At 55.6% G+C, this 23,059-nt stretch carries 21 protein-coding genes and 1 riboswitch; of the genes, 8 read left to right on the top strand and 13 right to left on the bottom strand.

The genetic code is table 11. The features are described from left to right. Both rpoC and JKP81_RS23015 read left to right on the top strand, forming a co-directional pair. Positions 1–4,224 (top strand): DNA-directed RNA polymerase subunit beta', encoded by a 4,224-nt coding sequence (rpoC, locus tag JKP81_RS23020; RefSeq protein WP_200553599.1) that lies wholly within the window; start codon positions 1–3, stop codon positions 4,222–4,224. 144 nt (positions 4,225–4,368) lie between these two features. After that, entirely contained in the window at positions 4,369–5,403 is a 1,035-nt protein-coding gene (locus tag JKP81_RS23015) for an alpha/beta fold hydrolase (RefSeq protein WP_200553598.1), read from the top strand. Here JKP81_RS23015 and JKP81_RS23010 read toward each other — a convergent pair. The 11 genes from JKP81_RS23010 to JKP81_RS22960 all read right to left on the bottom strand — a co-directional run bounded on the left by JKP81_RS23010 (position 5,360) and on the right by JKP81_RS22960 (position 15,291). Then, positions 5,360–6,391 carry a helix-turn-helix domain-containing protein gene (locus JKP81_RS23010; RefSeq protein WP_200553597.1) on the bottom strand — a complete coding sequence of 344 codons (1,032 nt, stop codon included), beginning with the start codon at positions 6,389–6,391 and terminating at the stop codon, positions 5,360–5,362. The genes JKP81_RS23015 and JKP81_RS23010 overlap by 44 nt on opposite strands. Positions 6,392–6,528: 137 nt before the next feature. After that, positions 6,529–6,846 (bottom strand): PTS lactose/cellobiose transporter subunit IIA, encoded by a 318-nt coding sequence (locus tag JKP81_RS23005; RefSeq protein ID WP_017460024.1) that lies wholly within the window; start codon positions 6,844–6,846, stop codon positions 6,529–6,531. Between the two features lie 4 nt (positions 6,847–6,850). Then, positions 6,851–7,156, bottom strand: coding sequence for a PTS sugar transporter subunit IIB (locus tag JKP81_RS23000; RefSeq protein ID WP_023479403.1), 306 nt, complete (start codon positions 7,154–7,156; stop codon positions 6,851–6,853). A 145-nt stretch (positions 7,157–7,301) separates the two neighbouring features. Next, a complete protein-coding gene (locus tag JKP81_RS22995) occupies positions 7,302–8,831 on the bottom strand; it encodes a sensor domain-containing diguanylate cyclase (protein WP_200553596.1) in 1,530 nt (509 codons plus the stop codon). 208 nt (positions 8,832–9,039) lie between these two features. Further along, the gene (gene thiH, locus JKP81_RS22990) at positions 9,040–10,194 is read right to left on the bottom strand and encodes a 2-iminoacetate synthase ThiH (RefSeq protein WP_200553595.1); all 1,155 of its coding nucleotides are present in this window, start codon (positions 10,192–10,194) and stop codon (positions 9,040–9,042) included. Beyond that, a complete protein-coding gene (thiG, locus tag JKP81_RS22985; protein WP_200553594.1) occupies positions 10,191–10,961 on the bottom strand; it encodes a thiazole synthase in 771 nt (256 codons plus the stop codon). The genes thiH and thiG overlap by 4 nt, the downstream gene beginning before the upstream one ends. A gap of 1 nt (position 10,962) precedes the next feature. Beyond that, positions 10,963–11,163: a sulfur carrier protein ThiS gene (gene thiS, locus JKP81_RS22980; protein WP_017460019.1), complete on the bottom strand. Its 201-nt coding sequence runs from the start codon at positions 11,161–11,163 to the stop codon at positions 10,963–10,965. Next, entirely contained in the window at positions 11,144–11,902 is a 759-nt protein-coding gene (locus tag JKP81_RS22975) for a HesA/MoeB/ThiF family protein (RefSeq protein ID WP_200553593.1), read from the bottom strand. The genes thiS and JKP81_RS22975 overlap by 20 nt, the downstream gene beginning before the upstream one ends. Next, positions 11,895–12,530, bottom strand: coding sequence for a thiamine phosphate synthase (gene thiE / locus JKP81_RS22970; protein WP_200553592.1), 636 nt, complete (start codon positions 12,528–12,530; stop codon positions 11,895–11,897). The genes JKP81_RS22975 and thiE overlap by 8 nt, the downstream gene beginning before the upstream one ends. Then, the gene (gene thiC, locus JKP81_RS22965) at positions 12,530–14,422 is read right to left on the bottom strand and encodes a phosphomethylpyrimidine synthase ThiC (RefSeq protein ID WP_200553591.1); all 1,893 of its coding nucleotides are present in this window, start codon (positions 14,420–14,422) and stop codon (positions 12,530–12,532) included. Before thiC ends, thiE begins: the two co-directional genes overlap by 1 nt. A gap of 85 nt (positions 14,423–14,507) precedes the next feature. Further along, positions 14,508–14,673, bottom strand: a riboswitch (TPP riboswitch). A gap of 114 nt (positions 14,674–14,787) precedes the next feature. Next, on the bottom strand, positions 14,788–15,291 hold the full coding sequence (locus JKP81_RS22960; protein ID WP_020456067.1) for an Rsd/AlgQ family anti-sigma factor: 504 nt from the start codon (positions 15,289–15,291) through the stop codon (positions 14,788–14,790). An 83-nt stretch (positions 15,292–15,374) separates the two neighbouring features. Between JKP81_RS22960 and nudC the strand changes: the two genes are divergently transcribed. From nudC to JKP81_RS22930, 6 genes are all read left to right on the top strand, one after another. Beyond that, a complete protein-coding gene (nudC, locus tag JKP81_RS22955; RefSeq protein WP_017460014.1) occupies positions 15,375–16,148 on the top strand; it encodes an NAD(+) diphosphatase in 774 nt (257 codons plus the stop codon). Positions 16,149–16,187: 39 nt separating this feature from the next. Beyond that, positions 16,188–17,252 carry a uroporphyrinogen decarboxylase gene (hemE, locus tag JKP81_RS22950; RefSeq protein ID WP_086868583.1) on the top strand — a complete coding sequence of 355 codons (1,065 nt, stop codon included), beginning with the start codon at positions 16,188–16,190 and terminating at the stop codon, positions 17,250–17,252. A gap of 9 nt (positions 17,253–17,261) precedes the next feature. Continuing rightward, positions 17,262–17,942: a deoxyribonuclease V gene (gene nfi / locus JKP81_RS22945; protein ID WP_200553590.1), complete on the top strand. Its 681-nt coding sequence runs from the start codon at positions 17,262–17,264 to the stop codon at positions 17,940–17,942. Positions 17,943–17,975: 33 nt separating this feature from the next. Next, entirely contained in the window at positions 17,976–18,566 is a 591-nt protein-coding gene (locus tag JKP81_RS22940; RefSeq protein ID WP_020456071.1) for a YjaG family protein, read from the top strand. Positions 18,567–18,752: 186 nt separating this feature from the next. Beyond that, entirely contained in the window at positions 18,753–19,025 is a 273-nt protein-coding gene (hupA, locus tag JKP81_RS22935; protein ID WP_017460010.1) for a nucleoid-associated protein HU-alpha, read from the top strand. 12 nt (positions 19,026–19,037) lie between these two features. Next, entirely contained in the window at positions 19,038–19,733 is a 696-nt protein-coding gene (locus JKP81_RS22930) for a DUF1481 domain-containing protein (protein ID WP_200553601.1), read from the top strand. A 40-nt stretch (positions 19,734–19,773) separates the two neighbouring features. On the opposite strand, the gene purD is transcribed toward JKP81_RS22930, so the two are convergent. Beyond that, positions 19,774–21,066: a phosphoribosylamine--glycine ligase gene (gene purD, locus JKP81_RS22925; protein ID WP_200553589.1), complete on the bottom strand. Its 1,293-nt coding sequence runs from the start codon at positions 21,064–21,066 to the stop codon at positions 19,774–19,776. Between the two features lie 15 nt (positions 21,067–21,081). Next, a complete protein-coding gene (purH, locus tag JKP81_RS22920; RefSeq protein ID WP_200553588.1) occupies positions 21,082–22,671 on the bottom strand; it encodes a bifunctional phosphoribosylaminoimidazolecarboxamide formyltransferase/IMP cyclohydrolase in 1,590 nt (529 codons plus the stop codon). Between the last annotated feature and the right edge of the window lie 388 nt (positions 22,672–23,059).

The raw sequence follows: 23,059 nt of genomic DNA, 5'->3' as shown, positions 1-23,059 counted from the left end.
GTGAAAGACTTATTAAAGTTTCTGAAAGCGCAAACTAAAACCGAAGAGTTTGATGCGATCAAAATTGCTCTGGCCTCGCCAGACATGATCCGTTCATGGTCTTTTGGTGAAGTTAAGAAGCCGGAAACCATCAACTACCGTACGTTCAAACCTGAGCGTGACGGCCTTTTCTGTGCGCGTATTTTCGGGCCAGTAAAAGATTACGAGTGCCTGTGCGGTAAGTACAAGCGCCTGAAACACCGTGGTGTGATCTGTGAGAAGTGCGGCGTTGAAGTGACCCAGACGAAAGTGCGTCGTGAGCGCATGGGCCACATCGAGCTGGCGTCTCCGACCGCCCACATTTGGTTCCTGAAATCTCTGCCGTCCCGTATCGGCCTGCTGCTGGATATGCCGCTGCGCGATATCGAACGTGTTCTGTACTTCGAATCCTATGTGGTTATCGAAGGCGGTATGACCAATCTGGAACGTAACCAGATCCTGACCGAAGAACAGTACCTGGACGCGCTGGAAGAGTTCGGTGACGAATTCGACGCGAAAATGGGCGCCGAAGCTATTCAGGCCCTGCTGAAAAGCATGGATCTGGAGCAAGAGTGCGAACAACTGCGCGAAGAGCTGAACGAAACCAACTCCGAAACCAAACGTAAGAAGCTGACCAAGCGTATCAAACTGCTGGAAGCGTTCGTACAGTCTGGTAACAAACCGGAGTGGATGATCCTGACCGTTCTGCCAGTGCTGCCGCCGGACCTGCGTCCGCTGGTTCCGCTGGATGGTGGTCGTTTCGCAACGTCGGATCTGAACGATCTGTACCGTCGCGTGATCAACCGTAACAACCGTCTGAAACGCCTGCTGGATCTGGCGGCACCGGACATTATCGTACGCAACGAAAAACGTATGCTGCAGGAAGCGGTTGACGCCCTGCTGGATAACGGCCGTCGCGGTCGTGCGATTACCGGTTCCAACAAACGTCCGCTGAAATCTTTGGCCGATATGATCAAAGGTAAACAGGGTCGTTTCCGTCAGAACCTGCTCGGTAAGCGTGTTGACTACTCCGGTCGTTCTGTAATCACCGTAGGTCCATACCTGCGTCTGCATCAGTGCGGTCTGCCGAAAAAAATGGCACTGGAGCTGTTCAAACCGTTTATCTACGGCAAGCTGGAACTGCGTGGCCTCGCCACCACCATCAAAGCCGCGAAGAAAATGGTTGAGCGCGAAGAAGCTGTCGTTTGGGATATCCTGGACGAAGTTATCCGCGAACACCCGGTACTGCTGAACCGTGCACCAACACTGCACCGTCTGGGTATCCAGGCGTTTGAACCGGTACTGATCGAAGGTAAAGCTATCCAGCTGCACCCGCTGGTTTGTGCGGCATATAACGCCGACTTCGATGGTGACCAGATGGCTGTTCACGTACCGCTGACGCTGGAAGCCCAGCTGGAAGCGCGTGCGCTGATGATGTCCACCAACAACATTCTGTCTCCGGCGAACGGCGAACCTATCATCGTTCCGTCTCAGGACGTTGTATTGGGTCTGTACTACATGACCCGTGACTGTGTTAACGCCAAAGGCGAAGGCATGGTGCTGACTGGCCCGAAAGAAGCTGAGCGTATTTACCGCGCTGGCCTGGCCTCTCTGCATGCGCGCGTTAAAGTGCGTATCACCGAGTACGAAAAAGACGCTAACGGCGAATTCGTAGCGAAAACCAGCCTGAAAGACACGACCGTTGGCCGTGCGATTCTGTGGATGATCGTTCCGAAAGGTCTGCCTTTCTCCATCGTCAACCAGGCGCTGGGCAAGAAAGCTATCTCCAAAATGCTGAATACGTGTTACCGCATTCTGGGTCTGAAACCAACCGTTATCTTCGCGGACCAGACGATGTACACCGGCTTTGCTTATGCAGCGCGTTCAGGTGCATCCGTTGGTATCGATGACATGGTCATCCCGGAGAAGAAACACGAAATCATCAGCGAAGCGGAAGCTGAAGTCGCTGAGATTCAGGAGCAGTTCCAGTCTGGCCTGGTAACCGCTGGCGAACGTTACAACAAAGTTATCGATATTTGGGCCGCGGCGAACGATCGCGTATCCAAAGCGATGATGGATAACCTGCAAACCGAAACCGTTATTAACCGTGACGGCGTTGAAGAGCAGCAGGTTTCCTTTAACAGCATCTACATGATGGCCGACTCCGGTGCGCGTGGTTCTGCAGCCCAGATTCGTCAGCTCGCTGGTATGCGTGGTCTGATGGCGAAGCCGGATGGCTCCATCATCGAAACGCCGATCACCGCGAACTTCCGTGAAGGTTTGAACGTACTCCAGTACTTCATCTCCACGCACGGTGCGCGTAAAGGTCTGGCGGATACCGCACTGAAAACCGCGAACTCCGGTTACCTGACCCGTCGTCTGGTTGACGTGGCGCAGGATCTGGTCGTAACCGAAGACGATTGTGGCACGCTGGAAGGCATCACCATGACGCCGGTTATCGAAGGTGGCGATGTTAAAGAGCCGCTGCGCGATCGCGTTCTGGGTCGTGTAACTGCAGAAGACATTCTGAAGCCGGGTACCGCAGATATTCTGGTTCCGCGCAACACACTGCTGCACGAACACTGGTGTGACCTGCTGGAAGCGAACTCTGTTGACTCAGTGAAGGTACGTTCCGTTGTATCCTGTGACACCGACTTTGGTGTATGTGCGCACTGCTACGGTCGTGACCTGGCGCGTGGCCACATCATTAACAAAGGTGAAGCTATCGGCGTTATCGCGGCACAGTCCATCGGTGAGCCGGGTACACAGCTGACGATGCGTACGTTCCACATCGGTGGTGCGGCATCTCGTGCGGCTGCTGAATCCAGCATTCAGGTGAAAAACAAAGGTAGCATCCGTCTGAGCAATGCGAAGTCGGTTGTTAACTCCAGCGGTAAACTGGTTATTACCTCGCGTAACACTGAGCTGAAACTGATCGACGAATTCGGTCGCACCAAAGAAAGCTATAAAGTGCCTTACGGTGCGGTGATGGCGAAGGGTGATGGTGAGCAGGTTGCCGGCGGTGAAACCGTTGCAAACTGGGATCCGCATACCATGCCGGTTATCACTGAAGTGGCTGGTTTCATCCGCTTCACTGATATGATCGACGGCCAGACGATTACTCGTCAGACCGACGAACTGACCGGTCTGTCTTCGCTGGTGGTTCTGGACTCCGCAGAGCGTACCTCTGGTGGTAAAGACCTGCGTCCGGCGCTGAAAATCGTTGACGCTAACGGCAACGACGTTCTGATCCCGGGTACCGACATGCCTGCGCAGTACTTCCTGCCGGGTAAAGCGATCGTCCAGTTGGAAGATGGCATCCAGATCGGTGCGGGTGATGCGCTGGCGCGTATTCCGCAGGAATCCAGCGGTACCAAGGACATCACCGGTGGTCTGCCGCGCGTTGCGGATCTGTTCGAAGCACGTCGTCCGAAAGAGCCGGCAATCCTGGCTGAAATCAGCGGCATCATTTCCTTCGGTAAAGAAACCAAAGGGAAACGCCGTCTGGTGATCACGCCGGTTGACGGTAGCGAGCCGTACGAAGAGATGATTCCGAAATGGCGTCAGCTCAACGTGTTTGAAGGTGAACGTGTAGAACGTGGTGACGTAGTTTCCGACGGTCCGGAAGCACCGCACGACATTTTGCGTCTTCGTGGCGTACACGCGGTAACGCGTTATATCACCAACGAAGTACAGGACGTTTACCGTCTGCAGGGCGTTAAGATCAACGATAAGCACATCGAAGTTATCGTTCGTCAGATGCTGCGTAAAGCCACCATCGTTAACGCGGGAAGCTCCGACTTCCTGGAAGGTGAGCAGGTTGAATACTCTCGCGTCAAGATCGCTAACCGCGATCTTGAAGCAGCAGGCAAAATCGGTGCAACCTATGCACGCGATCTGCTGGGTATCACCAAAGCGTCTCTGGCAACCGAGTCCTTCATCTCCGCGGCATCGTTCCAGGAGACCACTCGTGTGCTTACCGAAGCAGCCGTTGCGGGCAAACGCGACGAACTGCGCGGTCTGAAAGAGAACGTTATCGTGGGTCGTTTGATCCCGGCCGGTACCGGTTATGCGTACCACCAGGATCGTATGCGCCGTCGCGCCGCTGGCGAACTGCCGGCAGCACCGCAGGTGACTGCGGAAGATGCGTCCGCGAGCCTGGCAGAACTGCTGAACGCAGGTCTGGGTGGTTCCGACAACGAGTAATCGTTTCGCGTAATAAAAACCCGCTTCGGCGGGTTTTTTTATGGCTGAAATTCAGGTTTTAAGACCTCGATCGCGTTTCAGGACGCATTGTACGCACGGCGAGTTGCAGAATCTTCGCGACGGTTAACTCACCAGGAACGTACTATGACTTCACGTATCACCCTTCTGTTACTTACTATTTTGTTTGGCGGCATGGCACATGCCGAAACCGCTTTTCGCCAGCTACGCATGGATGAAAGCAGCGCCCGCCCGCTGGATGTCGCGGTCTGGTATCCCACGTCAGAACGCGGTAAAGCGGAAATTGTGGGAGATGACATCGTTTTTAGCGGTACTGCTGCGTTACGCGATGCAAAACCCGCTGCTGGCGCTCATCCGCTGTTATTGATTTCGCACGGTTACGGCGGCAACTGGCGTAATCTTAACTGGCTGGCGCAGCAGATGGCGGATGAGGGCTATATCGTCGCCGCGCCCGATCATCCGGGGACCACGACGCGCAATAAAAAACCGCAAGATGCAAAACAGCTTTGGCTACGTCCGCAGGATCTCCACCACGTGCTGGATAAACTGCTTGCTGAGCCTGATCTGGCAGGGTTGGTGGATACGCAACGTATTGCAGCGCTGGGTCACTCACTGGGAGGCTGGACGGTGCTGGAACTCGCTGGTGGGCGTTTTGATAGCCGCCGTTTTATGGCTGATTGTCAGCAATATGCTGTGCTATCGAGTTGTAAGCTGGCTTCTACGCTGGGCATCGATCAATCCTCAGCAAGCGACATGTTGTCGCTGAATATGCGTGACTCACGGATCAAAGCGGTGGTTTCGCTCGATCTCGGCCTGGCGCGTGGCTTCACGCCAGAAAGCCTTAAGCAGATAACTATTCCAGTACTGGTTATGGCGGCGCAAGCAGATAGCGATGAACTGCCTGCCCGTCTCGAATCGGGTTATCTTGCAGAACACATTCCGGTCGCCCTACAGCGTTATGTTCACGTAGAGGGGGCGACGCATTTTAGCTTTATGCAATTATGCAAGCCGGGGGCGGCTGCATTAATCGACGCGCAAGATCCAGGAGAAGGGATCGTCTGCCAGGACGGAGGTAGCTTTAGCCGGGCAGAAATTCATCAACGCCTCTTTAAGCAAATCAGCGCGTTCCTGCAACAGACACTGGTTTATTCTCCGATGTGAGACGGTAATCAGTCGGGCTCATCCCACTAATACGGATAAACTCGCGATTAAAGTTAGACTTGGTAGCAAACCCTGAGTCCAGCATGATCGCTGTCACCGGCGCGTCGGAATTGCGTAATAGCTGCTGGGCATAGTGAATACGAAAACGGTTGATCCACTGCGAGACATTGCAGCCACATGTCTGGTTAACTGCTCGCGAGATCTGTCGTGCAGGAATGCCCAATTTTTTTGCCAGCGTGTTAAGCGTCAGATCGGTATTCAGGAACAGGTGTTGCTCGCGAACGCGGGCTTCAAGGTGCTGATAAGTGGCAAGCAGGTCTTTGTCATCCGCACTGGCTTCGTGTTCGACAGACGAGGTTGGCAACTCAACGGGCGCGGCTTTACCGCGATAAACAATGGCCAGGCAGATAAACGGCAGCAAGATTGCCTGGGAGATCGCCACCAGTTGCGGTGCCTGCTGACCATGATAAAAATGAAAATCCAGCGCAATAGCCAGATCGGTCAGCGCGGAAAAGCACAGGAAACTACCCGCCAGCAGCGCCATACGCGATGTTATTGTGGCCTCGCTTAGACGCGAGAAGACAAACGCGTCGGCGCCTTGCCTGGCGGTTGTGATTAACCCTGCACCGTAACCGAGATACAGCAATACCAGCACGATGTCGGTGGTATCAGGCGCAGCCAAATTGAACACCAAAGCAATGGCGGGTGGGAGTGCGCAGAGTGTAAGCTTTTGCCTGCGATTACGTCCGGTAAAGTGAGCAAAACAGTGCCATGCGAGCGGGGGCAGCACTATGGCTACCATCGATTGTAATTGACGTAAAAACAGAGCATCGAATTGCCAGCGCAGGGCGGACATCAGCACCAGCAGGGTGCAGGCGCCAATAAACACCGCTGTGCTGCGCAAACCTGATGCCCGTTGCAGACAAACCTTCAATAGCAAAATCAGCAAGATGGAGAGCGTGTAAAAGGGAAATGGAATGGCTGGCACAAGTCACCTGGATAGCAAAAAAACAGTATCGAATGCCATGTTGTGCCATAAATGGGGGCGAAAAACACCTCACGACTTTTAGCGGCGCGAAAAAAAGCCCGCCAGAGCGGGCAGGGTCGTTGTATTGAAGCGATGCCTTAATCACGCGGCGGTATGCGGCGGTAAAGCTCGATCATATCGGTCGCCAGATCCTGAATCACCATCGCGTTCATCAGGTGATCCTGCGAATGAACGGTGATCAAATTCACCGGCAGCTTACCGGTGCCTTCATCGAGCCCGATAAGCTGGGTTTGAATTTTATGCGCGGCTTTAACGAATTCGCGCGACTCTTCCATCGCTTTTTCTGCTTCAGCAAAGTCGCCTTTACGCGCCATCTGTAACGCGGTTAATGCCTGGCTACGCGCCGCGCCCGCGTTAACCAACAATTCCATAATGATGGTTTCTAAATCTTCCACGCATTCACTCCAGTAGCTTAAGGGCTTTTTCCAGAACGACATCGCCTTTCATCATGCCGTAATCCATCATATCGATCACCGCCACTTTCTTGCCCAGCGGTTCCGCCTGCGCCTGCAATTTCGCCTGTTCGTATTTCACCTGTGGCCCCAGCAACACGATATCCGCTGTTGCAATTTCATCTTTGAAATCCGCAACAGGTACCGCTTTGATAGTGACCTCGACGCCTTTTTTCTGCGCCGCGTCTTTCATGCGTTGCACCAACATGCTGGTGGACATACCCGCTGCACAGCATAAAACGATGTTTTTCATAGTCAGCCTCGGTGTTGATGGGATAGGTGATAATTATCCCGCGCTGTTGGGTTCAACAACCGCTTTACCGCGATTGTGTGTAGGGCATCACAAAGAATCCCTGCATATCATGAAACCGGTTGCAACCTTGCGAAGCGTCGCCTGGTTATAGGTGATTCACCAGTAGAATCCGGTTCTTACCTTGCTGCTTCGCTTTATAAAGCGCTTCATCCACACGCCCGACCAATTGGTTCAGCGGTTCCATGTTCCACTCGCCCAAACCGGCGCTAAAAGTGACCAGAAGCTCTTTTTCGCGCCAGGTACGGTTCTCCACTTTCACACGCCACTGCTCCAGCAGCGCCAGCGCGTTATCAATATGCGCATGCGGGAAAATCACCGCGAACTCTTCGCCACCGTAGCGATAGAGCGAAATCCCCTGCGGCTGCAGAATCTGGATACCTTCGCGCGCCACGTTGCGCAGCACGATGTCGCCATTCAAATGGCCCCAGGTATCGTTAATGGATTTAAAATTATCGATATCCACCAACGCCAGCGCAAACGGCTGATGATCGTTCATCAGCGCGGCAATATCGGCATCAAAGGCGCGACGATTCTTACAATTGGTCAACGCATCCATGGTTGCCTGTCGCACCCACGTTTGTTCCCGCTCTTTACTGCTTTCAATCGCTTTGCTCAGCATTGCTTCGAGCCGTGGGGCGCGGGTTACATCACCGGTTTTTATCGCATCAATAATGTTGATCAGCACCGTGCGTGAGCTGTGGCGTAAATAGAGGCCAAACAGAATGATAAACACCGCCGCCGTGGTGAATCCCCAGCCGACAAGCTGAATCTGATGGCGAACGCGTTTATCCAGTGTGCTGGCGGACACTTTATAGATCACAAACCACTCCGGGTTGGTGAAGGCGTAGTAGTAATACCAGCACGCATTTTTTTCATCGAAAAGCGCGCCTTCAGCACTGGTCATCGCTGCGAGCATTGCCGGGCTGACAAGTGTCTTGAATAGCGCGCCAGTGTCCGGGTGCAGCATCGCTTTGCCTTCGCCGTCGATAACGAAGAATTCGCCAGGCATCGGGGGTTGCATGGTGCGCAGGGTGAAACCCATGGAGGCCAGATCAAGGTGAAAAGCCAGCGTCCCTTTTAATTTACCGTCTGGCGCTATCACCGGTTTATAGATGCTCACTGTCGGGTTATGGGTAAAAAAATCCATATAGGTGCGGGTATAGTGATTAAACATGCTGGCTTCCGCCTGGTGCATAAACCACGGACGCGTACTGGCATTGAAATTCTCACCGCTACCCATCACCTGCGGCGCGCGCAGATAAATTCCGCGCGAGTCGGCGAGAGAAATCGACGACACCGACGGCATCAGTGCCAGCAACTGCATCAGTAACTTAAGCCCCTTGTCCCGATCGCCGGTTACGGTGGCGTCTAATTGATTATCATGGGCAAAGAACGCAGTGGCGCGATTGAGAATATAGTCGTTTTCGCGCAGGATCGACTGGGTATAATTCACCGCCAGGTTATGCGCGAAATTGCGATTCACATCGTGGTACTCCTCCAGCGTCTCTTTACGCATACCAGCGATAATCATGAGCGCGATTATCACAAAACTGAGGAGGATCCCGGCGAGGCTCACCAGAATTGGTCTTGTAAATGAAAGTTGTTTGATATGCATTTTCTTGTCCTTGAACATGCAAAAGAGGAACAGATATCAGTATAGGGGCTGCGCGCGCGATAGCGTACCTGAAGTGAGTAAGGCGGAGCGGAAGAGAGGAAGAGCGCCCGCTCCGGTCAGTCTCGTGACCTGACAGCGCAAGCATGAAGGTTCGGGCGACAAACCGCCATCGCCCGATTTTGCTTTTACGTAACAGGCCGAAAAGGTGTTACCCCGTTATCTGTGCGTTGCGGCTTTTTTGCGGTGCACGTCCCAGCCAGCTATCCCAGTCTTTCCACACCGGTTGCAGCCCACGGGCGATCAGCGCGTCGGCAACCTCCTGCGGGCGGCGTCCATCATGGGGCGAGAATTGCTCCAGCTCCGGGTGATGATCGGCATAGCCGCCCGGCTGCGTTTTGGAAAAGGCGCTTACGTTATTAATGGCCAGCGGAATCACGTGATCGCGAAAGTGCGGTGACTCGCGCGTGGATAGCGACAGCTCCGTGTCCGGTGCCAGCAGGCGAAACGCGCAAATGGTTTGCACCAGTTGCCGTTCATCCATCACCGATGCCGGTTCCACGCCGCCTGCGCAAGGGCGCAGGCGGGGGAAGGAGATGGAATAACGGCTTTTCCAGTAGCGCTGTTGCAGCCACAGCAAATGCTCGGCAACCATATAGCAATCCACCCGCCAGCTGTCGGACAGGCCCATTAACGCACCGAGTCCAATTTTGTCGATACCTGCGCGGCCCAGCCTGTCCGGCGTTTCCAGCCGCCAGAAGAAATCCTGTTTTTTACCACGCAGATGGTGACGCGCATACTGGCCTTCGTGGTACGTCTCCTGGTAGACCATTACGCCATCAAGACCAAGGGTTTTCAGCTCGGCGTACTCCGGCTCGGAGAGCGGCTGCACTTCCATTTGCAACGAGGCGAACTGGCGGCGGATCGCCGGCATATGGCGGCGAAAATAGTCCATCCCGACTTTACCCTGATGTTCGCCGGTGACGAGCAACAGATGCTCAAATCCCAGTTCGCGTATGGCTGCGCATTCACGCGCAATCTCCTGCTCATCCAGCGTTTTGCGCTTCAGGTGATTACTCATCGAAAACCCGCAATAGGTGCAGTCATTGGCGCAAAGGTTAGAGAGATAAAGCGGAACATAAAAGCTGACGGTGTTGCCAAAACGCTGGCGCGTGAGCCGCTGCGCTTGCTGTGCCATCGGTTCAAGAAAACCGGCGGCGGCGGGGGAGAGCAGCGCCATCATATCGTCGCGCGTTAGTTGCCGGGCATTGAGTGCGCGTTCGACATCGGCGGCGGTTTTACTGTGGATGCGCAGGCGGATATCGTCCCAGTCCAGTTGCCGCCAGCGGTCAGTGAAGGTGCTCATAATGTTTCCTCCAGAAAACCAGTGAGCGGGCTGGTGGCCTGCGCGTAACGCTGGCGGGCGCCCGGTACGGCCTGGCGGGCCAGCGTTCCGGCTTCGACCGCCAGGCGAAAGGCGCGCGCCATGTTGACCGGATCGTCGGCGACCGCGATCGCGGTATTGACCAGCACCGCGTCTGCGCCCATCTCCAGCGCCTGCGCCGCGTGGCTGGGCGCGCCGATCCCGGCATCGACCACCACTGGCACATTCGCCTGCTCAATAATAATCTCCAGCATGGCGCGGGTTTCCAGCCCCTGGTTGGAACCGATTGGCGCGCCCAGCGGCATGACCGCCGCGCAGCCGGCCTCCTCAAGCCGTTTGCACAGCACCGGATCGGCACCGCAATACGGCAGAACCACAAAACCCATCTGCACCAGTTTTTCCGCTGCGCGCAACGTTTCAATGGGATCGGGCAGCAGCCAGCGGGCGTCCGGGTGAATTTCCAGTTTTAGCCAGTGCGTACCGAGCGCTTCCCGCGCCAGTTGCGCGGCGAAAATGGCCTCTTCGGCGTTTTTCGCTCCGGAGGTGTTAGGCAGCAACGTTACACCCGCATCCAGCAAGGGTTGCAACAGCATATCGGTGCGCTGGCGCAGGTCGACGCGCTTCATCGCCAGCGTCACCAGTTCGCTGCCAGAGGCGTGAATCGCATCGACCATCAGTTGTGGCGTGGCGAACTTGCCGGTGCCGGTAAACAGCCGTGAAGTGAACTCTTTTTCTGCAATACGTAACATCTCAGCCCCCTGCGATAACCTGAAACAGCAGGATGTGATCGCCGTCCTGCACAAGATGGTTTTCCCACTGCTCGCGCGGCAGGATCTGTTGATTAACGGCCAGTGCGACACCCGGTTTGAGCTGATTGAGTTGCTCAAGCAGGGTCGCGACGGAAAGCCCGGCGACACAGTTCATCGATTCGTCATTGAAGCGTATCTGCATGTCGCCCTCCACAAACCGGGCACTGGCGGGAAGCGTGCAGCGCCAGCGTGCGCCAAAGGTTGGTGCGCGCGTCGAACAGGCGCAGCTCGCCGCTGGTGGTGTGCAGGCCGTTCAGCAATTTGATGGCTTCCAGCGCTTGCATGGCGCCCATAATACCGACCACCGGGCCGACAATGCCGGCGGTGCGACAGTTGCGTTCTGGTTCGCTATCGTCCGGCCATAAACAGCGGTAGCAGCCCTGTTGCCAGGGCGGTGTCAGCACCATCAACTGGCCGCCAAAACCGACCGCGCTGGCGGTGATAAGCGGTGTCTCCAGCGCCACGCAGGCGGCGTTGATCGCCTGGCGCGTCAGCATGTTGTCGCTACAGTCGAGCACCACATCGGCCTGCTGAACGTGGTGGTGCAGCGCATCGCCGCTTAAGCGCTGCTGGAGCGTTATCAGCTCAATATCCGGGTTTAATCTGTGCAGGCGCTGCGCGGTGACCTGGGTTTTCGGCTGGTTGATATCGTCAGTGGTAAATAAAATCTGCCGCTGCAAGTTGCTCAGGTGTACGGCGTCGTCATCTGCCAGTACCAGCGTGCCGATCCCTGCGCCAGCAAGGTAGACCGCCGCTGGTGCGCCAAGGCCACCGAGGCCGATAATTAATACCCGGCTGGCGAGCAGTTTTTGCTGGCCGGTAACCGCGATATCCTCCAGCAGGATCTGGCGGCTGTAGCGCATAAAATCGCGATCATTCATCGCCCACCCCCGCCAGTTGCAGCAACTGATGAGTTGCCTGTTGCCAGTCATCCGCCTGGGTGATGGCGCTGACCACCGCAATGCTGCCCACGCCGGTTGCTAATACCGCCGGCGCACGCGCAAGGCTGATACCGCCGATAGCAACGGTTGGATAATCTTTCAGCCGCGCAATATGACGCGCCAGTTGTTCCAGCCCCTGCGGGGCAGAGGGCATCTGTTTGGTTTGCGTGGGAAAGACATGCCCCAGCGCGATGTAAGAAGGGCGCGCCGCCAGCGCAACGTCGATTTCCATATCGTCATGCGTGGAGACGCCAAGGCGCAAACCCGCCGCGCGAATGGCGCTTAAATCTGTCGTTCCCAGATCTTCCTGACCAAGATGCACACCGTAAGCCTGGTGTTTGATCGCCAGTCGCCAGTAGTCGTTAATAAACAGCCGTGCGTTAACGCGGCGGCCAAGCGCGATGGCCGCCACCACATCCGCTTCAACCTCTTCGTCGCGCTTATCCTTAATGCGCAGTTGCAGGGTGCGCACGCCCGCTTCCAGTAAACGGGCAATCCATTCAACGCTGTCGACCACCGGGTAAAGCCCGAGACGTAAGGGCACCGGCGGAAAATCGGGCTGATACATCAGACTTCCTCCTTCTTCAGGTAGATCTCGCCGCCGCGCGCGCGGAAGTCGCTGGATTTATCCGCCATGCCGACTTCAATCGCCTGGGCTGCCGCGTAGTCACGCACCTCTTGCGAGATTTTCATCGAACAGAATTTTGGTCCGCACATGGAACAGAAGTGCGCCACTTTGCCCGACTCTTGCGGCAGTGTTTCGTCGTGGTAGGCGCGCGCGGTAAAGGGGTCGAGCGCGAGGTTGAACTGATCTTCCCAACGGAACTCAAAACGTGCTTTCGACATAGCGTTGTCGCGGATCTGCGCGCCAGGATGGCCTTTGGCCAGGTCGGCGGCATGAGCGGCGATCTTGTAGGTGATGAGCCCCTGTTTGACGTCCTCTTTGTTCGGCAGGCCAAGGTGCTCTTTCGGCGTGACATAACAGAGCATGGCGCAGCCAAACCAGCCGATCATCGCCGCGCCAATGCCGGAGGTGAAATGGTCATAACCCGGCGCGATATCGGTGGTTAGCGGCCCCAGCGTGTAGAACGGCGCTTCGTGGCAGTGCTCTAACTCTTCAGTCATGTTGCGGCGGATCATCTGCATCGGCACATGCCCCGGGCCTTCAATCATCACCTGGACGTCATACTCCCAGGCGATTTTGGTCAGTTCGCCAAGCGTGTGTAGCTCGGCAAACTGCGCTTCGTCGTTCGCGTCCTGAATGGAGCCGGGGCGCAAGCCATCGCCAAGCGACAGCGAGACGTCATAGGCGGCGCAGATTTCGCAGATCTCGCGAAAGTGGGTGTAGAGGAAGTTTTCCTGATGATGGGAGAGGCACCATTTCGCCATAATCGAGCCGCCGCGCGAGACAATGCCGGTCAGGCGCTGCGCGGTCATTGGCACATAGCGCAACAGCACGCCCGCGTGAATGGTGAAGTAATCCACCCCTTGCTCCGCCTGCTCCAGCAGCGTGTCACGAAATGCTTCCCAGGTAAGATCTTCGGCGATCCCGTTGACCTTCTCCAGCGCCTGGTAGATCGGGACTGTGCCGATTGGCACCGGGCTGTTACGCAGGATCCATTCGCGGGTTTCGTGGATATAACGCCCGGTGGATAAATCCATTACCGTGTCCGCGCCCCAGCGCGTCGACCAGACCAGTTTTTCCACCTCCTCTTCGATCGAGGAAGTCACCGCCGAGTTGCCGATATTGGCGTTTACCTTCACCAGGAAGTTGCGGCCAATGATCATTGGCTCCGATTCCGGGTGGTTAATATTGGCCGGGATAATCGCCCGCCCGGCGGCGACTTCATCGCGCACGAATTCCGGCGTGATGTTTTCCGGCAGCCGCGCGCCAAAACCTTCGCCCGGATGCTGCCTGCGCAACGCTTCGCTGCGAATACGCTCGCGACCCATGTTTTCGCGAATGGCGATAAATTCCATCTCCGGCGTGACGATGCCTTTGCGCGCATAGTGCAGTTGCGTGACGCGCTGGCCGGGTTTTGCGCGGCGCGGCGTCAGTAAACCGCTAAAACGTAGTTCGTCGAGGCCATCATCGGCCAGCCGTTCATTGGTATAGGCAGAGCTGCGCTGTTCCAGCGTTTCGCTGTCATCACGAGCGGCAATCCACGGTGCGCGCAGTTTCGCCAGACCTTGCTGGACATTAATCGCAATATCCGGATCGCCATACGGACCCGAGGTGTCGTACACCGGCACAGCTTCGTTCTCTTCAAACAGCGGGTGTTCTTTTGTGCCGCCGGTAAGCGTTGGGCTCAGCTGGATTTCGCGCATCGGAATGCGGATATCAGGTTGCGAACCGGTGATGTAGATGCGGCGTGAGTTGGGGAAAGCGGTGCCTTCCAGCGTGTCGATGAAGTGTTGCGCCTGGGCGCGTTGTTCACGGCGTGTAAGTTTTGCAGACATAGCTCATTCCAGAATGTAAAGGATATGGCTTGTCAGACGACGGATGGAGTAATGGCAGCAAACCGCCCGTGAGGGTGGTTGACGTGAATGGATTACTCTTGTTCCCTTCGCAGGTTTTAACCTGATCAGGTTCCGCGGATCCCGAATTAACGGTCTCAGCCTTTTACACTTCATCTTTCGCACGGTGTCTGTGTTGACTGCGTTTGCTCACCCCAGTCACTTACTTAATGTAAGCTCCCGGGGATTCACGAACTTGCCGTCTCGACGCATCGCGAATGATGTTGTGAAAATATAGGCACTCCGACAAGAAAAACCCGTCCGAAGACGGGGACTGCTTTTTAAATTACGCGTTAATGTTTAAGAACTCAAGCCGGTCGCGCGACACCGCTTTCGTCGTTGGCGCTCTCTTTGATGTTGTTATCAAAGGCCAGCACGATTAACTTGTCTTCGAGGGTAAAACGGGCGGCCAGCGCTTCGCCGATATCGGAGAGCGCTTGCTGGAACTCCAGACAGTTATCGTCATCAATGGCGTTTTCCAGGCTGGAGTCGTAATAGTTCATGATTTCTACTGTATTCGCTTCAAGCATTGGGTAAAGCTGCGTCGCCGCTAAAAGTGGGCTGCTCCCTTCCAATTCGCTGATGATGCGTTCATAAATATTGAAGTGGCCTGCGGAAAGGTATTCCACCAGGTTGTGGCAAAAATCGTCCAGCGCTTTTTCGTTAAGCTGCATGTAGGATCCTTTGCCAGGTTTAATGCCAACCAGATTGTAATAAGAAACAAGCAGTTGCTTACGTGCTTGCAGCCAATGGTCGACAAGTTTGTTACTTCCTCCAACGCGCTCTGTCAGGCTTTCTAACTGGTTTAGCATAAATGGCTCCGCAAATATGTAAGATCAAAACGATGTAATAATAATGTTAATAACATGCCAGTAAAGCGAAGGTAGTGCACCAAATGGTACGTATTATTGAAGCACACGATCAGGGCTGGTGGATCGTCAGCCATGAACAAAAATTATGGATGCCCGGCGGGGAATTACCACACGGCAAGGCAGGAAATTTCGATCTTGTGGGGCAGAGCGCGCTTCATATTGGCGAGTGGCAGGGCGAAGCGGTATGGATGATCCGCCAGAATCGTCGGCAGGATATGGGATCCGTACGCCTGCTTATCGATCAAGATGTGGGGCTGTTTCAACTCGCGGGCCGTGGCGTGCAACTGGCGGAATTTTACCGTTCACACCAGTTTTGCGGTTACTGCGGCCACACAATGCACCCCAGTAAAACCGAGTGGGCAATGCTGTGCGATCACTGCCGCGAACGCTATTACCCGCAAATCGCCCCTTGCATCATTGTCGCCATTCGTCGTGATGACAGCATTTTGCTGGCGCAGCACACGCGCCATCGCAATGGCATTTACACGGTGCTCGCCGGTTTCGTCGAAGTGGGCGAAACCCTTGAACAGGCGGTGGCGCGAGAAGTGATGGAAGAGAGCGGCATCAAAGTGAAGAATTTGCGCTATGTCACTTCGCAACCGTGGCCGTTCCCGCAATCGCTGATGACCGCATTTATGGCGGAATACGACAGCGGCGAAATCCACATTGACCCGAAAGAGCTGCTGGATGCGGGCTGGTATCGCTATGACAACTTGCCGCTGTTACCGCCTCCGGGTACGGTGGCGCGCCGCCTCATCGAGGATACGGTGGCGATGTGTCGGGCAGACGATGAATAAGGTGTATATACTGGCGGCCTGACGCTTGAGGAACTGACAATGACCGAACTGAAAAACGATCGTTACCTGCGCGCGCTTCAGCGCCAGCCAGTAGATATGACCCCGGTGTGGATGATGCGCCAGGCAGGCCGCTATTTACCGGAATATAAAGCGACCCGCGCGCAAGCAGGCGATTTTATGTCGCTGTGCAAAAACGCCGAGCTGGCCTGCGAAGTGACGTTACAGCCGCTGCGCCGCTACCCGCTTGATGCGGCTATTCTTTTCTCCGACATCCTTACCGTGCCGGATGCGATGGGGCTTGGCCTCTATTTTGAAGCCGGGGAAGGGCCGCGTTTTACCTCGCCCATCACCTGCAAGGCGGACGTTGATAAGCTGCCGGTGCCAGACCCGGAAAACGAGCTGGGATACGTGATGAACGCTGTGCGCACCATTCGCCGTGAGCTGAAAGGTGAAGTGCCGCTGATCGGCTTTTCCGGCAGCCCGTGGACACTGGCAACCTATATGGTGGAAGGCGGCAGCAGCAAAGCGTTTACCCTGATTAAAAAGATGATGTACGCCGAACCGCATACGTTGCATGCGCTGCTGGATAAGCTGGCGCAGAGCGTCACGTTGTACCTCAACGCGCAGATCCGCGCGGGCGCGCAGTCAGTGATGATTTTCGATACCTGGGGCGGTGTGCTGACCGGGCGCGATTATCAGCAATTTTCGCTCTATTACATGCATAAAATTGTTGATGGCTTGCTGCGTGAAAACGAGGGCCGCCGCGTACCGGTGACGTTATTCACCAAAGGCGGTGGGCAGTGGCTGGAAGCGATGGCAGAAACAGGCTGTGATGCGTTGGGCCTCGACTGGACAACCGATATTGCCGATGCGCGCCGTCGCGTGGGTCATAAAGTTGCGCTGCAAGGCAATATGGACCCGTCTATGCTTTACGCGCCGCCTGCGCGCATTGAAGAAGAGGTCGCGACGATTCTCGCGGGCTTCGGCAAAGGCGAAGGTCATGTGTTTAACCTCGGTCACGGCATCCATCAGGATGTCCCGCCGGAACATGCAGGAGTATTTGTCGAGGCGGTGCACCGTCTTTCGGCCTCCTGGCATCAGTAAGGAGAGAGTATGGATCTCGCGTCACTACGCGCACAACAACTTGAACTGGCTTCTTCGGTGATCCGTGAGGATCGTCTGGATAAAGATCCGCCCACATTGATCGGCGGGGCCGATGTCGGTTTTGAGCTGGGTGGAGAAGTGACGCGAGCGGCAATGGTGCTGCTTTCCTGGCCTTCGCTGGAGCTAGTTGAGTATCAGGTGGCGCGTATCGCCACCACTATGCCTTATATCCCCGGTTTCCTCTCATTTCGTGAATACCCGGCGCTGCTGGCGGCGTGGGAGCAGCTGTCGCAAAAACCCGATTTGCTGTTTGTCGATGGTCACGGGATTTCCCATCCGCGCCGTCTCGGCGTTGCCAGCCATTTTGGTTTGTTGGTTGATGTACCCACTATCGGCGTGGCGAAAAAGCGGCTGTGCGGCAAGTTCGAACCGCTGGCGGATGAGCCGGGTGCGCTCTCGCCGTTGATGGATAAAGGCGAAAAGCTCGCCTGGGTGTGGCGCAGCAAGGCGCGCTGCAATCCGTTGTTTGTCACCACCGGGCATCGCGTCAGCCAGGATAGTGCGCTCGCGTGGGTGCAGCGCTGCATGAAAGGCTACCGGTTACCGGAACCGACGCGCTGGGCAGACGCTGTGGCATCCGGACGGCCTGCGTTTACGCGTTGGCAGGCAATTCAGCGCGATATCAGGTAAACTGCCGCGCATTACCGATTTTGAGAAACGATCATGTTACAAAACCCAATTCACCTGCGTCTGGAAAAGCTGGAAAGCTGGCAGCACGTCGTCTTTATGGCTTGCCTGTGCGAGCGTATGTACCCCAATTACGCCATGTTCTGCCAGCAGACAGAGTTTGGCGACGCGCAGCTTTACCGCCGGATCCTTGACCTGGTGTGGGAAACGCAGATCGTCAAAGACGCGAAAGTGAATTTCGACAGCCAGCTGGAGAAACTGGAAGAGGCGATTCCGGCGGCGGACGACTACGATCTGTACGGCGTTTATCCGGCCATTGATGCTTGCGTGGCACTCAGTGAACTGATTCATTCGCGCCTGAGCGGTGAAACACTGGAGCATGCTATCGAGGTCAGTAAAACATCGATCACCACTGTTGCGATGCTGGAAATGACCCAGCAAGGTCGTGAAATGACCGACGAAGAGCTGCGGGAAAACCCGGCTGTTGAGCAAGAATGGGATATTCAGTGGGAGATTTTCCGCCTTCTGGCTGCCTGCGAAGAACGCGATATTGAGCTGATTAAAGGGCTGCGCGCAGACTTGCGCGAGGTCGGCGAGAGCAATATCGGTATAAATTTGCAGCAATGAGACAATAAAACGTGATTTAACGCCTGTTTTGTCGTGCCTGAAGGCTTCCCTTAATACCCCCGTCTGGTCTACATTTGGGGGGCGAAAATAAGTGGCTATCGGTGCGTGTATGCAGGAGAGTGCTTTTGAGGCATTTCCGTCGCACTCGATGCTTAGCAAGCGATAAACACATTGAAAGGATAACTTATGAACAAGACTCAACTGATTGATGTAATTGCAGACAAGGCTGATCTGTCTAAAGCGCAAGCGAAAGCTGCACTGGAATCCACCCTGGCTGCCGTTACTGAGTCTCTGAAAGCAGGTGATGCGGTACAACTGGTTGGTTTCGGTACCTTCAAAGTGAACCACCGCGCTGAGCGTACTGGCCGCAACCCGCAGACCGGTAAAGAAATCAAAATCGCCGCAGCTAACGTGCCGGCATTTGTTTCTGGTAAAGCACTGAAAGACGCAGTTAAGTAAGACCGCGTGGCAGTGAACAGTTTTGTCGAAGGGGCGGTTTCGCCCCTTTTGTCATTCTGGCGTCGCCCGCTGTTGTTAGCGGGCGCAGCGCTGTTGCTGACAGCCTGTAGCCATGATTCCTCCTTACCGCCTTTTACCGCCAGCGGATTTGCCGGCGATCAGGGCGCGGTGCGGGTCTGGCGTAAAGATTCAGACGGTGAGACGCACTTGCTCGCCGCGTTTAGCCCGTGGCACCACGGGAACACATCGCTTAGCGAATACCGCTGGCAGGGCGATACGTTAACCCTCATTGAACTCAATGTTTACGGTAAACCGCCGGAGCATATTCGCGTCCGTTTTGACGATCGCGGCGAGCTGAGCTTTATGCAGCGTGAGGTCGACGGGCAGAAGCAGCAGCTTTCTAGCGACCAGGTCGCGCTGTATCGCTACCGGGCAGAGCAGATCCGCCAGACCAGTGACGCGCTGCGTCAGGGGCGGGTGATCCTGCGTCAGGGGCGCTGGCAGGCCAATCATACGGTACAGACCTGCGAAGGGCAGACCGTGAAGCCCGATCTGGATGATTACGCCTTAAACCGTATTGAGCAGCGTCAGAACCGCTCTGCGGTTGCGGTAAGCGTCGCATGGCTGGAAGCGCCGGAAGGTGCGCAGCTATTGCTGGTGGCGAATGCGGATTTCTGCCGCTGGCAGCCGACGGAAAAGAGTTTCTGAAAACCCTCTCCCCGGCAGAGAGAGGGTGAAAGGGCGGGAGTTACTTGCCTTGCTCGCGCGCAATCGCGCGGTAACCAATATCCCGGCGGCTGAAGCTGCCATCCCAGTGAATATCAGTCATTAAGGCATACGCACGTTGCTGCGCTTCGGCGACGGTGTTACCCAGCGCGGTGACGCACAGTACGCGCCCGCCATTGGTTAGCACCTGGTCATCGGCAGAGAGTTTGGTGCCTGCGTGGAACACTTTGCCGTCTGCCACTTCTTCCAGCGGTAAACCGTGGATGACATCGCCATTGCGGTAGTTGCCCGGATAACCACCGGCTGCAACCACAACGCCCAGCGATGCGCGACTATCCCACTCTGACGTTTTCTCATCCAGCTTGCCTTCACACGCAGCCAGGCACAGCTCCACCAGGTCAGACTGCATGCGCAGCATAATTGGCTGTGTTTCCGGATCGCCAAAGCGGCAGTTGAACTCGATAACTTTCGGGTTGCCCTGCTTATCAATCATCAGCCCGGCATACAGGAAACCGGTGTAGGTGTTCCCTTCCGCTGCCATGCCGCGCACGGTTGGCCATATGACGCGTTCCATGGTGCGCTGATGCACTTCATCCGTCACCACTGGCGCAGGCGAATAAGCTCCCATACCGCCGGTATTCGGGCCGGTATCGCCATCCCCGACGCGTTTGTGATCCTGGCTGGTGGCCATTGGCAGCACGTGTTCGCCGTCAACCATCACGATAAAGCTGGCTTCTTCGCCATCGAGAAACTCTTCAATCACGATGCGGTGGCCCGCGTCGCCAAACGCATTGCCTGCCAGCATATCGTGAACCGCTGCTTCGGCTTCTGCCAACGTCATGGCGACGATCACACCTTTGCCTGCGGCCAGGCCATCGGCCTTGATCACGATAGGCGCGCCTTTCTCACGCAGGTAAGCCAGCGCAGGCTCGATGTCGGTAAAGTTCTGGTACTCGGCGGTCGGGATATTGTGGCGCGCGAGGAAGTCTTTGGTGAATGCTTTGGAGCCTTCCAGCTGCGCGGCGCCCTGTGTTGGGCCAAAAATCTTCAGACCGGCCGCGCGAAATGCGTCGACAACGCCAATCACCAGCGGTGCTTCCGGGCCAACGATGGTCAGATCGATTTTCTCATTCTGCGCAAAACTCAGCAGCGCCGGGATGTCGGTTGCGCCAATCGCGACGTTTTGCAGCGTCGGTTCCAGTGCCGTACCGGCATTACCCGGTGCGACAAAAACGGTATCAACCAGCGGCGACTGTGCGGCTTTCCATGCCAGCGCGTGTTCGCGCCCGCCGTTGCCAATTACTAATACTTTCATTGTCTGCTCCGTGGATTAATGGCGGAAGTGACGCATGTCGGTGAAGATCATCGCAATGCCGTGCTCGTCGGCGGCGGCAATGACTTCGTCATCGCGGATGGAGCCGCCAGGCTGAATAACGCAGGTCACGCCAACAGCGGCAGCGGCATCAATACCATCGCGGAACGGGAAAAATGCGTCGGAAGCCATGGCCGAACCTTTCACTTCCAGCCCTTCATCACCGGCTTTGATCCCGGCGATCTTCGCTGAGTAGACACGGCTCATCTGGCCTGCGCCAATGCCGATGGTCATGTTCTCTTTCGCATAGACAATGGCGTTGGATTTGACGAATTTCGCCACTTTCCAGCAGAACAGCGCATCACGCAGCTCTTGCTCGGTCGGTTGGCGTTTGCTGACGACACGGAGTTCGCTTGCGCTTACCATGCCGAGATCTCTGTCCTGAACCAACAGGCCGCCATTCACGCGTTTAAAATCAAGGCCTGGCACACGCTGTGCCCACTCACCACAGGTCAGTACGCGCACATTCTGTTTTGCCGCCGTGATTTTCAGCGCTTCTTCGCTCGCGGACGGCGCGATAATCACTTCAACAAACTGGCGAGAGATGATGGCCTGTGCGGTTTCAGCGTCCAGCTCGCGGTTAAAAGCGATAATGCCGCCGAATGCGGAGGTCGGATCGGTTTTATAAGCGCGATCGTAAGCATCCAGAATCGAATCGCCAACCGCGACACCACAAGGGTTGGCGTGCTTCACAATCACACACGCGGGCTCGCTGAACTCTTTCACGCACTCCAGTGCCGCATCGGTATCGGCAATATTGTTATAGGAGAGCGCTTTGCCTTGCAGCTGCTGCGCGGTAGCAACAGAGGCTTCTTTAATCTCTTCTTCTATATAGAAGGCGGCTTGCTGGTGGCTGTTTTCGCCATAGCGCATATCCTGCTTCTTAATGAAGTTCAGGTTCAGGGTACGCGGGAAGCGACCGGCGGGTTCTTTGCTTTCGCCGTGATAGGCCGGAACCAGGCTGCCGAAGTAGTTGGCAATCATGCTGTCGTACGCAGCGGTGTGTTCAAACGCTTTAATCGCCAGGTCGAAACGGGTGGCAAGCAGAAGTGAGCCTTCGTTGGCATCCATTTCATTAATTATGGCAGTGTAGTCGCTGCTCTTTACAACGATAGCCACATCTTTATGGTTTTTCGCGGCGGAGCGAACCATGGTTGGACCGCCGATATCAATATTCTCTACCGCATCTTCCAGTGAGCAACCTTCACGTGCGACGGTCTCGGCGAATGGATAAAGGTTAACGACCACCATATCGATCGGCGCAATTGCATGTTCTGCCATGACCGCGTCATCCTGCCCGCGACGACCCAGAATGCCGCCGTGGACTTTCGGATGCAGGGTTTTCACGCGTCCATCCATCATTTCCGGAAAACCGGTGTAGTCGGAAACTTCGGTCACTGGCAGACCTTTTTCCGCCAGCAAACGCGCGGTGCCGCCGGTAGAGAGCAGTTCTACGCCACGCTGAGAGAGCGCCTGTGCGAATTCGACAATACCGGCCTTGTCAGAAACACTGAGCAAAGCGCGGCGGACTGGACGACGTTGTTGCATGGTAAATCCCCTGGATTTGTCTTTAACAGAGAGCGTTAGCTAAATATTAGGATCTTTATTGATCCTAAAACTTAGCTAATGCCCCAGCGAGGGCTCATGTTTTTTGCGCGGGCATTGTAACGAAAACGTTTGCGTAGCGCTCGCGAATTTTTGTACTTTTGCCGGATTGTGGATAAGTCTGTGCGTAAATGGGTATAAAGGCGGGTTTTGCTGTGGAATGCAGCAGTCAGTCATTTTTATGTCATTTTTCTATTGCGGGGGGCGGAGAACTCCCTATAATGCGCCTCCATCGACACGGCGGATGTGAATCACTTCACACAAACAGCCGGTTCGGTTGAAGAGAAAAAATCCTGAAAATCAGGGTTGACTCTGAAAGAGGAAAGCGTAA

Origin of the sequence: Kosakonia sp. LAM2021 (assembly GCF_016620385.1) — a bacterium.
GTDB classification, from domain to species: domain Bacteria; phylum Pseudomonadota; class Gammaproteobacteria; order Enterobacterales; family Enterobacteriaceae; genus Kosakonia; species Kosakonia sacchari.
The sequence above is the reverse complement of the archived record's forward strand: the minus strand, read 5'-3'. Positions and strand labels throughout refer to the sequence as shown.

Bases quoted from the DNA above. Each gene is read 5' to 3' on its own strand.
- JKP81_RS23015 (WP_200553598.1), top strand. From the start codon at position 4,369: ATGACTTCACGTATCACCCTTCTGTTACTTACTATTTTGTTTGGCGGC.
- JKP81_RS23000 (WP_023479403.1), bottom strand. From the start codon at position 7,156: ATGAAAAACATCGTTTTATGCTGTGCAGCGGGTATGTCCACCAGCATG.
- JKP81_RS22995 (WP_200553596.1), bottom strand. From the start codon at position 8,831: ATGCATATCAAACAACTTTCATTTACAAGACCAATTCTGGTGAGCCTC.
- thiH (WP_200553595.1), bottom strand. From the start codon at position 10,194: ATGAGCACCTTCACTGACCGCTGGCGGCAACTGGACTGGGACGATATC.
- thiG (WP_200553594.1), bottom strand. From the start codon at position 10,961: ATGTTACGTATTGCAGAAAAAGAGTTCACTTCACGGCTGTTTACCGGC.
- thiS (WP_017460019.1), bottom strand. From the start codon at position 11,163: ATGCAGATACGCTTCAATGACGAATCGATGAACTGTGTCGCCGGGCTT.
- JKP81_RS22975 (WP_200553593.1), bottom strand. From the start codon at position 11,902: ATGAATGATCGCGATTTTATGCGCTACAGCCGCCAGATCCTGCTGGAG.
- thiE (WP_200553592.1), bottom strand. From the start codon at position 12,530: ATGTATCAGCCCGATTTTCCGCCGGTGCCCTTACGTCTCGGGCTTTAC.
- thiC (WP_200553591.1), bottom strand. From the start codon at position 14,422: ATGTCTGCAAAACTTACACGCCGTGAACAACGCGCCCAGGCGCAACAC.
- JKP81_RS22960 (WP_020456067.1), bottom strand. From the start codon at position 15,291: ATGCTAAACCAGTTAGAAAGCCTGACAGAGCGCGTTGGAGGAAGTAAC.
- nudC (WP_017460014.1), top strand. From the start codon at position 15,375: ATGGTACGTATTATTGAAGCACACGATCAGGGCTGGTGGATCGTCAGC.
- hemE (WP_086868583.1), top strand. From the start codon at position 16,188: ATGACCGAACTGAAAAACGATCGTTACCTGCGCGCGCTTCAGCGCCAG.
- nfi (WP_200553590.1), top strand. From the start codon at position 17,262: ATGGATCTCGCGTCACTACGCGCACAACAACTTGAACTGGCTTCTTCG.
- JKP81_RS22940 (WP_020456071.1), top strand. From the start codon at position 17,976: ATGTTACAAAACCCAATTCACCTGCGTCTGGAAAAGCTGGAAAGCTGG.
- hupA (WP_017460010.1), top strand. From the start codon at position 18,753: ATGAACAAGACTCAACTGATTGATGTAATTGCAGACAAGGCTGATCTG.
- purD (WP_200553589.1), bottom strand. From the start codon at position 21,066: ATGAAAGTATTAGTAATTGGCAACGGCGGGCGCGAACACGCGCTGGCA.
- purH (WP_200553588.1), bottom strand. From the start codon at position 22,671: ATGCAACAACGTCGTCCAGTCCGCCGCGCTTTGCTCAGTGTTTCTGAC.